Annotated in this window: 7 protein-coding genes; 4 read left to right on the top strand and 3 right to left on the bottom strand. The window is 66.6% G+C overall.

All coding sequences use genetic code 11. From position 1 onward, the window contains the following. Nucleotides 1-116 precede the first annotated feature (116 nt). Complete coding sequence (gene zapE / locus ACR9ZJ_RS17245) at nucleotides 117-1,229, bottom strand: cell division protein ZapE (RefSeq protein WP_481288444.1); 1,113 nt, start codon at nucleotides 1,227-1,229, stop codon at nucleotides 117-119. After that, nucleotides 1,226-1,924, bottom strand: a complete 699-nt coding sequence (locus ACR9ZJ_RS17240; protein ID WP_481288443.1) for an alpha/beta hydrolase — start codon at nucleotides 1,922-1,924, stop codon at nucleotides 1,226-1,228. Before ACR9ZJ_RS17240 ends, zapE begins: the two co-directional genes overlap by 4 nt. Before the next feature lie 48 nt (nucleotides 1,925-1,972). Between ACR9ZJ_RS17240 and ACR9ZJ_RS17235 the strand changes: the two genes are divergently transcribed. Continuing rightward, nucleotides 1,973-2,569 carry an acyl carrier protein phosphodiesterase gene (locus tag ACR9ZJ_RS17235; RefSeq protein WP_481288442.1) on the top strand — a complete coding sequence of 199 codons (597 nt, stop codon included), beginning with the start codon at nucleotides 1,973-1,975 and terminating at the stop codon, nucleotides 2,567-2,569. Here the strand turns inward: ACR9ZJ_RS17235 and ACR9ZJ_RS17230 are convergent. Continuing rightward, nucleotides 2,562-3,059, bottom strand: coding sequence for a c-type cytochrome (locus ACR9ZJ_RS17230; RefSeq protein ID WP_481288445.1), 498 nt, complete (start codon nucleotides 3,057-3,059; stop codon nucleotides 2,562-2,564). The two genes, ACR9ZJ_RS17235 and ACR9ZJ_RS17230, sit on opposite strands and share 8 nt — an antisense overlap. 366 nt (nucleotides 3,060-3,425) lie before the next feature. Here ACR9ZJ_RS17230 and ACR9ZJ_RS17225 point away from each other — a divergent pair, with 366 nt between their 5' ends. The 3 genes from ACR9ZJ_RS17225 to ACR9ZJ_RS17215 form a co-directional block, all read left to right on the top strand. Further along, on the top strand, nucleotides 3,426-4,682 hold the full coding sequence (locus ACR9ZJ_RS17225; RefSeq protein WP_481282312.1) for an efflux RND transporter periplasmic adaptor subunit: 1,257 nt from the start codon (nucleotides 3,426-3,428) through the stop codon (nucleotides 4,680-4,682). 75 nt (nucleotides 4,683-4,757) lie between these two features. Further along, nucleotides 4,758-8,000, top strand: coding sequence for an efflux RND transporter permease subunit (locus ACR9ZJ_RS17220; protein ID WP_481282313.1), 3,243 nt, complete (start codon nucleotides 4,758-4,760; stop codon nucleotides 7,998-8,000). A gap of 135 nt (nucleotides 8,001-8,135) precedes the next feature. Continuing rightward, on the top strand, nucleotides 8,136-11,267 hold a 3,132-nt coding region (locus ACR9ZJ_RS17215), incomplete at its 3' end, for an efflux RND transporter permease subunit (RefSeq protein WP_481288441.1).

Raw genomic sequence — 11,267 nt, 5'->3', positions numbered from 1 at the left:
AGATGTGTATAAGAGACAGGTTCCATGGCGTACCTCGTCAGATGGCGCGGGAGACCCGCCGGTGAAGCATGGCGGACCGACGATACGACCGGCCAGCCGGCCCTGTCCGTGCCGTGTCAGGGTTTATGGTCACGGCCGAGGTAGTCCTCGCTCTGCATTTCGATGAGCCGCGATTCGGTGCGGCCGAACTCGGCGCGAACCTTGCTGCCATCGTAGAGTTCCGTGATCGGCGCGGCCGCGGAGAGTACCAGCTTCACGTGGCGGTCGTAGAACTCGTCCACCAGCAACACGAAGCGCTTGGCTTCGTTTTCCGAGTAGACGGTGAACTGCGGCACGTTGGACAGGATCACGGCCGGATACGATTTCGCCAGCTCGATGTAGTCCGCGACGGCGCGCGGACCTTCGCAGAGCGCCGCGAAGTCGAACCAGACGATGTTGTCGGCGCGCTTGCGCACCGGCACGTCGCGACCGCTGAGCATGATGGAGCCGGCCTCGACGATGTCTCCCTGCGCCTGGCCCATGAAGATCTTCGTCAGCGAGCGCTCGGCTTCCTGGCCGGGCGGCACGAGGTAGACCGGCGCCTGGCTCAGGGCGCGCAAGCGCCAGTCGTGCGGGGACACCATTTCATGGACCACGCAATGCTTTTCGATCGCCGCGATGGCGGGCAGGAACCGCGCGCGTTGCAGGCCATCCTTGTAGAGGCCCTTCGGCGGCGTGTTCGAGGTGGTGACCAGGGTGACGCCGCGGGCGAACAGGCCGTCCAGCAGCCCGGCGAGGATCATGGCGTCGCCGATATCGGAGACGAGGAATTCGTCCAGGCACAACACGCGGCATTTCGCGGCGAGGCGTTCGGCCACTTCGTCGAGCGGATTCTGCCGCTCGCCAAGCTCGCGCAGCATGCCGTGCACCTCCAGCATGAAGCGGTGGAAGTGCCGGCGCAGGGCGAGGCCCGGCGCGAGGCTGGAAACGAAGAGGTCCATGAGGAAGGTCTTGCCCCGGCCGACGCTGCCCCAAAGGTACAAGCCACGCACGGCGGCGCGCGGCTCGTTGCCGAGCATGCTGCGCAGGCGGCCGAACAGGCCACCGGCGGCCGGCTCGGGCGTGCAGAGCGCCGCATGCAGGCGGTCGAACTCGGCGATGACGGGCAACTGGGCCGGGTCGGATTCCCAGCGATGTCCGGCGATACCGTCCCGGTAGCGTTCGCCGGGCGTCGATTCCGTGCAGGTCATGCGGCGCGGGGCTCCGGCAACCAGTTCTTCACGCCGTTCTTGATGACGCCGCGCAGGTCCATGAGGCGGCGATGGAAGAAATGGCTGGTGTCCTCCATTCTCACCAGTTGCGGCCGAACCTCTTCCGGCAGGCTGTCGACCCAGTCGTAGACGGCTTGCGGCTCGACGATCTCGTCGGCGTCGCCCATGACCACGAGCCAGTGGCGCAGGGGCAGTTCCAGCTGGGAGAAATCCCAGCCGCGGCCTGCCACGGGGGGTGCGACGCTGATCACGGCGTCGGCCCCGAGGTGGATGGCGTTGCGCAGGGTCACGTAGCTGCCGAAGGAAAAGCCGGCCAGCCACAGGGCGGCGCCGGGGCGGACCTTGCGCGCCCAGGCGACCACGGCGGCGAGGTCGTCGCTTTCGCCATTGCCGCTGTCGAACGCACCTTCCGACCTGCCCACGCTACGGAAGTTGAAGATGACCGTATCCATGCCGGACTCGCGCAACGAGCGCTCGATCATGGTCACCACTTTGTTGTGCATGCTGCCGCCGTCCGTGGACAGCGGGTGGCAGATCACGGCGATGCCGTGACGGGCCACGTCGGGGGTGGCGGCCTTGGCTTCGCATTCGAGCTTGCCCGCCGGCCCCGCGAGCGCGAAGCTCATGCTCTCGTCCGGGAAGTGATCCGGCGCTGTAGGTAGAAGATCGCTCATGCTCTCCATGATACCCGCTGGCTGGCCGGTTCGCGGCGAAGGCCGGCGATGAACGTCCTCGCACATGCCTTGTTGGCGGGTGACGACACGGCCTTGCGCCTGGGCGGCATCATGGGCGACTTCGTGCACGGCACGCCCGATCCGGCCATTCCCGAACGGGTCCGCCAGGGTATCCACCTGCACCGGGCGATCGACAGCTTCACCGACAGCCACGACGAGGTCCGCGCGGCCCGCGAGCGCTTGCCCGCGCCGTTCCGCCGCTATGCGGGCATCCTCCTCGACATGTGGTTCGACCATTGCCTGGCGCGCGATTTCGCGCACTGGTCCGCGACGCCGCTGGAGGATTTCTCGACGAACCTGCGCACGGAGTTGCATGCCGCCGGTCCGCGGTTGCCCGACGCGCTGAAGCGCTTCCTCGGTTACATGGACGCGAACGGGCTTCCGGCCGGCTACGCGCGGGCCGAGGCGATCGCCAAGGCCTTGCGCGGTATCTCGCAACGGTTGTCCCGGGCCAACCCCGTCGCGGACGCCATGCCGCTGTTGATGGCGGAGGACGCCATGTTGCAGGCCAGCTTCGAGCGGTTCTTCCCGCAGCTGCGGGTGTTCGCGAAGGAGTGGGTGGCCCGCCTTCCGCCGCTTACTTGACCTGGTCGGCCATCCACTTGACCGTGTTGCCGACCTGTTCGTCGGTCAGGGCCGGATTGCCGCCCTTGGCCGGCATGTGGTTGCCGTCGGGGCCGGTGTAGCCGTCGATGGCGTGCTTGGTGAGGGTGGCGATGCCCTGGGCGATACGCGCGGACCACGCGGCCTTGTCACCGAGCTTCGGCGCACCGGCCACGCCAGCCGTGTGGCAGCTGTGGCACAGGTTGTCGTAGATGGTCTTGCCATCGGTGCTGCCACCGTAGGCGACCTGGGAGGCGGCGGCCTTCGCGGCGGCTTCCTGGGCGGCCAGCATCGCCGCGCGGCCGGTGTTGCCGGCATAGACGCCGCCGACGGGGGCGATCCGGGCCTCGGTGCGCTTGGCGACGGCCGGGTCCTGATCCTTGGGGATGTTGCTGTAGATGGTATAGGCGATAACCATCAGGACGAGGGCCAGGACACTGAGGCCGGCGGTCAGCCACGAGAACTGACGCATGAAGTTCTGGTCGGACTTGCTCGGAGAACCGCTCACGCATTGACTCCACTGATTTGGGTGTGCCGTCCCCTCCCCGGGATCCGGCGTGCCTGCCGGCCGCAAATGCGGCGTCGAATTTCGCGAGTATAACGGAACCTCCGCGGGAGTCAGCGGTCTGCATGCCCGTGCCGTGCCAGGGGACCGGCGGGGAGACGTGCCGTCAGTCATGCTGTACCCCTGTCAACCGGCATTGTTCAATGCCGTTCACCTACACCTATATTGGCGCCGTAGGGTTTTCACCTTTTGGGGGTATAAACCCCCGTGGCGCACGGCGCGCCGGTCGGACCAGGTATCCCCGTCCGGTCATTCATCCTGGGAGTGTTTTGCATGTCGCGTTTTTGGAAGATCGCGCTGGCCGTCATCGTGGTTCTGGTGATCGCGGGCATATTCGTCGTTCCCCGGCTGCGTCATGCCGACGGTGCGAACGCAGCCCAGACCCAGGGAGGCAAGGCCAATGGAGAAGGCCAGGGGAAGGACCAGCCGCCCGTGCCGGTCACGGTCGTACCCGTCGCCAGCCAGGATGTGCCCGTCTACCTCACCGCCACCGGCACCGCCCAGGCGCGTAATTCCGTGGTGGTGCGCCCGCAGGTCGGCGGCCAGCTGATGAAGCTCAACTTCCAGGAAGGCCAGGAAGTGAAGCAGGGCGATGTCATCGCCGAGATCGACCCGCGCACCATCCAGTCGCAGTACGACCAGGCCGTCGCCAAGCTGCGCCAGGACCAGGCCGCCGCGGCCACCGCCAAGAACAATCTCGAGCGTTCGCAGAACCTGGTCAGCAAGGGCGGCCAGCAGTACGTGTCCAAGCAGGACCTCGACAACCTCAAGAACACCCTCGACCAGGCCGTCGCCACGGTGGTCGCGGACCAGGCCTCGATCCGCGCCTCGCAGGTGCAGCTGGGTTTCACCAAGGTGATCGCGCCGATCGACGGCCTCGCCGGCATTCGCGCCGTGGACGTCGGCAACATCGTCGCCACCACGGACACGATCGTCACGCTGACCGAGGTCCATCCGATCTACGTCTCGTTCAACCTGCCCGAGAAGAACCTCGACCTGGTCCGTTCCTCCATGCGCGAGGAAGGCGCCACTCCGCTCGAGGTCGCCGCGCTCGACCGCGTCGACGCGCACGTGGTGGCCACCGGCAAGCTCGACGTCATCGACAACACCATCGACACCACCACCGGCACGTTCCGCCTGCGCGCGCTGTTCGACAACAGCAAGACGGAGCTCTGGCCGGGCCAGTTCGTCAATGCGCGCGTCCGCGTGCGCACGGTGAAGAACGGCCTCGTCGTGCCCGCCCAGGCGGTCCAGCGCGGCCCGGATGGCGACTACGTCTACCTCGTGCAGGGCGACAACACGGTCAAGATGCAGCCCGTGGAAACCGCCACCGAGGTGGGCGACAGCCACATGCTCATCAGCAAGGGCCTGAAGTTCGGCGACAAGGTGGTGACCGAGGGCCAGTTCCGCCTCAAGCCGGGCTCGAAGGTGCAGCCGCTGGCGCCGGGACAGGTTCCCGCCGCGCCCACGGCCGAGGAGTTGAAGGCGAAGAAGGATCAGCAGGGCCGCCAGGGCGGACGCCGCGGCTGATAGCGCTTAGCGCGCGGCGTGTCCACGACGGACGCGCCGCCACGGACCGCGAGGTCCCGACACCAGGAATAGAACGTGGGTTTCTCGACACTCTTCATCCGCCGGCCGATCGCCACCTCGTTGCTGATGGTGGCGGTCCTGTTGCTCGGTATCCTCGGCTACCGGCAGTTGCCGGTGTCGGCGCTGCCGGAGATCGACGCGCCCAGCCTGGTCGTCACCACGCAGTACCCCGGTGCCAGCGCCACCACCATGGCGGCCCTGGTCACCACGCCACTGGAGCGTAACTTCGGCCAGATTTCCGGGCTGAACATGATGAGTTCGGACTCGTCGGCGGGCCTGTCGACGATCATCCTGCAGTTCAACATGGACCGCGACATCGACATCGCCGCGCAGGACGTGCAGGCCGCCATCAACCAGGCGCGCGGCACCCTGCCGAACAACCTGCCGTATCCGCCCGTCTACAACCGCGTGAACCCGGCCGATGCGCCGATCATGACGCTGATGCTCACCTCGGACAGCCGTGCGCTGCGCGACGTGAACAACTTCGCCGATTCGATCCTCTCGCAGAAACTCTCGCAGGTGCAGGGCGTTGGCCTGGTATCCATTGCCGGCAACGTGCGCCCGGCCGTGCGTATCCAGGTGAACCCGGCCCAGCTGGCCAACCTCGGCCTGACCATGGAGGACGTGCGCAGCGCGCTCACCCAGGCCAACGTCAACGCGCCCAAGGGCACGCTGAACGGCAAGACCCAGTCGTACAGCATCGGCACCAACGACCAGCTGGCCGATGCCGCCGAGTACAAGGGCACGATCATCAGCTACAAGAACGGCGCCCCCGTGCGCCTGTCCGACGTGGCGAACGTGATCGACGGCGTGGAGAACGACCAGCTCGCCGCATGGGCGAACGGCAAGCCGGCCGTACTGCTCGACATCCGCCGCCAGCCCGGCGCGAACATCGTGCAGACGGTGCAGCAGATCCGCCAGACCATTCCCGACCTGCAGAAGGTGCTGCCGGCCGATGTGCACCTGCAGGTGTTCTCCGATCGCACCATCACCATCCGTGCGTCGGTCGAGGATGTCCAGTTCACCCTGATCCTCACGATCTGCCTCGTCGTCGCGGTGATCTTCGTCTTCCTGCGCCGCCTGTGGGCCACGGTGATCCCGTCGGTGGCCGTGCCCCTGTCGCTGATGGGCACGTTCGGCGTCATGGCCTTCGCCGGCATGTCGCTGGACAACCTTTCACTGATGGCGTTGGCGGTCGCGACCGGCTTCGTCGTCGACGATGCGATCGTGATGATCGAGAACATCGTCCGCTATATCGAGCAGGGTCAGGACGCCAAGACCGCCGCCGAGGTGGGCGCGAAGGAAATCGGCTTCACGGTGCTCTCGCTGACCGTCTCGCTGATCGCGGTGTTCCTGCCGCTGCTGCTGATGCCGGGCGTCACCGGCCGCCTGTTCCACGAGTTCGCCTGGGTGCTGACCATCGCCGTGGCGATCTCGATGCTGGTCTCGCTGACGCTCACGCCGATGATGTGCGCGTACCTGCTCAAGGCCGACCAGCTGCCGGACGCCGACGACGCCCATGAACACGCCGCGGCCGCCGGCAAGCACACCACCTGGTCGCGCATCGTCGAGGGCTACGGCCGCAGCCTGGACTGGGTGCTCGCCCACCGGCCGCTGACCATGACCGTCGCGGCGCTTTCGGTGGCGCTCACGGTCGTGCTCTACATCATCATCCCCAAGGGCCTGTTGCCCGAGCAGGACACCGGCCTCATCACCGCCGTCGTACAGGCCGACCAGAACGTCGCCTTCCCGCAGATGGAGAAGCGCACGAAGGCCGTGGCCGACGCGTTGGGCAAGGACCCCGCCGTGTCCGGCGTGGCCGCCTTCATCGGCGCGGGCTCGGTCAATCCGACCCTCAACCAGGGCCAGATATCCCTTGTGCTGAAGGATCGCGGCGACCGCGACAGTCTCGACGAGGTGCTGCCGCGCCTTCAGGAGGCCGCCTCGCATATCGCTGGCGTGGCCCTGTACCTGAAGCCGGTGCAGGACGTGACGCTGGACAGCCAGGTGTCCGCCACCGAATACCAGTACTCGCTGTCCGCCGTGGATTCGACCGCCTTGGCGGGTTACGCGCAGCAGATGACCTCGGCCTTGCGCAAGCGCGAGGAGCTGGCCGATGTCGACAGCAACCTCGCCGACAAGGGCAATGCGCTGAAGCTCACCATCGATCGCGACAGCGCCAGCCGCCTCGGCGTGCCGGTGCAGACCATCGACGACACGCTGTACGACGCCTACGGGCAGCGGCAGATCTCCACGATCTTCACCCAGCTCAACCAGTACCGCGTGGTGCTGGAGGTCTCGCCGGAATACCGCACCAGCACCGACCTGCTGAACAAGCTCACCGTGCGCGGCAATGGCAACGGCGCCCTGACCGGCTCCAACGCCACCAGCTTCGGCCAGGTGGCCTCGAGCAACTCGGCCACGCCGGCGGGCATCGGCAATACCGGCAACGTCGGCTTCCAGGTCGGCGGTGGCGGCACCATCCCGCTGGCCGCGCTCGCCAGTGCCCAGGTCACCAGTGCCCCGCTGGTGGTCAGCCACCTGCAACAGCTGCCGGCCGTGACGATCTCGTTCAACCTCGCGCCGGGTTACTCGCTGTCGTCGGCCGTGGACGCGATCCACGAGGTGGAGAAGGAACTGAACTTCCCGCCGGAAGTGCGTGGCCAGTTCATCGGCAAGGCCGCCGAGTTCTCGTCCTCGGTCGGTGACGAAGTGCTTCTGCTGCTGGCCTCGATCATCGTCATCTACATCGTGCTGGGCGTGCTCTACGAGAGCTACATCCACCCGCTGACGATCATCTCCACGTTGCCCCCGGCCGGTGTCGGCGCGTTGCTCGCCCTGCTCCTGTGCGGCATGAGCCTGTCGGTGGACGGTATCGTCGGTATCGTCCTGCTGATCGGCATCGTGAAGAAGAACGCGATCATGATGATCGACTTCGCCATCGAGGCGAAGCGCACCGGGCTGAATGCACAGGAGGCCATCCGCCGTGCCTGCCTGCTGCGCTTCCGTCCGATCATGATGACCACGGCCGCCGCCCTGCTCGGCGCGCTGCCCCTGGCCCTGGGCAACGGTATCGGTTCCGAACTGCGCAAGCCGCTGGGCGTGTCGATCGTCGGTGGCCTGCTGCTTTCGCAGCTGGTCACGCTCTACACCACGCCGGTGATCTATCTCTACATGGAGCGTTTCTCGGACTGGCTGGCCGAGCGCAAGCGACGACGCGCCCTGGCGCACGGCATCGAACCGCAGACCGCGGGCTGATGGCGGATCGCCCCTTCCCAAGGAAATACCCCCTCTTCGCCGGACGGTTCGCCGCCCGGCGAAACCTTTTTCCGGTTGGCGCGTTAGGCAGGGGATGCCCCATGCCATCCCGCGCCCCATGAGCCGCTTCGCCCCATGAACATTTCCGGCCCCTTCATACGCCGTCCCATCGGCACCTCGCTGCTGGCTATCGGCATCTTCGCGGTCGGCATCATCTGTTATGCGTTGCTCGGCGTGGCCGCGCTGCCGAACATCCAGTTCCCGGCGATCTTCGTCCAGGCGCAGCAATCCGGCGCCGACGCGAGCACGATGGCCTCCACCGTGGCCGCACCGCTGGAACGCCACCTGGGCCAGGTGCCGGGCGTGGAGTCCATGCGTTCGAACAGCTCCGAAGGCAGCGCCTTCGTCTTGTTGTTCTTCCAGAACGGCACCAACATCGACGCCGCCGCGCGCGACGTGCAATCCGCCATCAACGCCGCCCAGCCCGACTTGCCGCCGGGTCTGTTGAACGCGCCGTCGTACACCAAGGCCAACCCGAACGACGACCCCATCATCGTGCTGGCGCTCACCTCCGACACGGTGGCGCCGACCGCGCTCTACAACGTGGCGGATTCGATCCTCGCCCAGCGCCTGCGCCAGCAGGAAGGCATCGCCACCGTCGATATCGCCGGCAGTGCCACGCCCGCCATCCGCGTGGACGTGAACCTGCGCGCGCTGAATGCGATGGGGCTGTCGCCCGACCAGCTGCGCAACGCGCTCACCGCCGCCAACGTGACCTCGCCGCAGGGCTTCCTCAGCGACGGCGTCACCACGATGGCGGTGACGGCCACCGACTCGCTGCATACGGCCGAAGAGTTCGCCAACCTGATCATCGGCGTGAACAACGGCGTGCCGATCCGCCTGTCCGACATCGCCAAGGTCTACGACGGGCAGCAGGACGCCTACCAGGCGGCCTGGTTCAACGGCAAGCCCGGCATCCTGATGTACGTCTACAGGAAGGCCGACGCGAACGTCATCGACACCGTGGACCGGATCAAGGCGCAGATGCCGACGATGCAGGCATGGCTGCCGGCGGGCGTGCAGCTGCATTCGTTCTTCGATGGCACGCCGACCATCCGCGCCTCGCTGCACGAGGTGCAGGCCACGCTGCTGATCAGCCTCGCCATGGTCATCATGACGATGGCGCTGTTCCTGCGGCGGCTGGCGCCGACGGTGATCGCGGGCCTCGCCGTACCGCTATCGCTGGCCGGTGCGTTCGTGGTCATGTATGCGTTCGGCTACACGTTGAACAACCTCACGTTGCTGGCCCTGGTGATCGCGATCGGGTTCGTCGTCGACGACGCCATCGTGGTGATCGAGAACGTCATCCGGCACATGGACGAGGGTATCCCACGCTTCGAGGCGGCCTTGCTCGGCGCGCGAGAGATCGGCTTCACCATCGTCTCGATCACCGGGTCGCTGGTGGCGGTGTTCATCCCGTTGCTGCTCGCCCCGGGCATCATCGGCATGTTCTTCAAGGAATTCACGATCACCCTGGTCGCCGCGATCGTGGTGTCGGCCATCGTGTCGTTGACCCTGACCCCGTCCTTGTGCGCGCACTTCCTCACGGCGCACAAGGACGACAAGCCGGAATCGAAGCTGGGCCGGGCTCTGGAGCGGATGCACGAGCGCCTGCTCGGGATGTACCGCGTGGCGCTGGACTGGACCCTGCGCCACGCCCTGCTCATGGCCATCACGCCCTTGATCCTCGTCGGGGTGACCTTCGTGCTCTTCGGCATGGTCAAGGGGGGCTTCTTCCCGCCTCAGGACACCGGCCTGATCGGCGCCCGCGCCACGTCCAGCTCGACGGTGTCGTTCGGGGAAATGAAGGTGCGCCAGGCCCGTCTCACCCAGATGCTGTTGGACGATCCCGCCGTGAAGGCCGTGGGCTCGCGCCTCGGCACCAGCCGCACGGGTTCCAGCGGTTTCTTCAACATCGAACTGAAGACCATGGCGGAAGGGCGCAAGGAGAGCACCTTCGTCGTGCTCGACCGGCTGTCGGCCAAGGCCAACAAGTATCCCGACCTCAACCTGCGCCTGCGCCCGATCCAGGACCTGCCCACCGGCGGTGGCGGCGGCAACACGCAGGGCGGCCAGTACTCGGTGTCGCTGAAGGGCAACGACATCGTCGAATTGCAGACCTGGCTGCCCAGGCTGGTCGACGCGCTGAAGAAGAACCCGATGCTGAAGGACGTCGGCAGCGACATCGATGCCGCCGGCCTGCGCCAGAACATGGTAATCGACCGCGATACGGCGGCACGCCTGGGCGTGTCCATCGGCGACATCGACGGCGCGCTCTACAACGCCTTCGGCCAGCGTGCGGTCTCGACGATCTACTCGGACATCAACCAGTACCGCGTGATCGTCAACGCGCTGCCGCAGATGGCCGCCACGCCGGAGTCGCTGAACCAGATCTACGTGCGCTCCAGTTCCGGCGCGATGATCCCGATGACCGCGGTGACCAGACAGGTGCCGGGACTCGCGCCTACCCAGATCGTGCACGAGGACCAGTACACGAGCATGGGCGTCAGCTTCAACCTCGCGCCCAACGTCAGCATGGGCGAGGCGATGGAAATCATCCAGAAGACGATCGACGGCATGCGCATGCCCGGTGACATACGCCTCGACGCCGGCAGCGACTTCCGCCGCTTCCAGCAATCGCAGAGCGACATGCCGTTGTTGATCCTGGCCGCGATCATCACGGTCTACCTCCTGATGGGCATGCTCTACGAGAGCCTCATCCACCCGGTGACCATCCTCTCGACCCTGCCCGCCGCGGGCGTGGGCGCGCTTGCCGCGCTGGTCATCACCGATACCGAGCTGTCGGTGATCGCGATGATCGCCCTGGTGCTGTTGATCGGCATCGTGAAGAAGAACGCGATCATGATGATCGACTTCGCCCTGGTGGCGCAGCGCGAGCATGGTCTCGATTACAAGGGCGCCATCCGCGAGGCCTGCCTGGTTCGCTTCCGCCCCATCATGATGACGACGATGGTGGCGATCCTGGCCGCCACGCCACTGGCGATCGGCCTGGGCGAGGGCGCCGAACTGCGCCGGCCGCTGGGTATCGCCATGATCGGCGGCCTGGTGATTTCGCAGAGCCTGACCCTGCTTTCCACGCCGGCGCTGTATGTGATCTTCGCCTGCCTGTCGGAGCGCTGGAAGGCGCGCAAGGCGCGGCGGAAGGAGCGGAAGAGGGAACGGCGCGCCTGTCTCTTATACACATCT

This window comes from Luteibacter sp. KNZ12-1A (assembly GCF_056755675.1).
This window is presented reverse-complemented; position numbering and strand designations above follow the sequence as displayed.

Coding starts and splice junctions, on each gene's coding strand:
- zapE (WP_481288444.1), bottom strand. CDS start 1,229: ATGACCTGCACGGAATCGACGCCCGGCGAACGCTACCGGGACGGTATC.
- ACR9ZJ_RS17235 (WP_481288442.1), top strand. CDS start 1,973: ATGAACGTCCTCGCACATGCCTTGTTGGCGGGTGACGACACGGCCTTG.
- ACR9ZJ_RS17225 (WP_481282312.1), top strand. CDS start 3,426: ATGTCGCGTTTTTGGAAGATCGCGCTGGCCGTCATCGTGGTTCTGGTG.
- ACR9ZJ_RS17230 (WP_481288445.1), bottom strand. CDS start 3,059: ATGCGTCAGTTCTCGTGGCTGACCGCCGGCCTCAGTGTCCTGGCCCTC.
- ACR9ZJ_RS17240 (WP_481288443.1), bottom strand. CDS start 1,924: ATGAGCGATCTTCTACCTACAGCGCCGGATCACTTCCCGGACGAGAGC.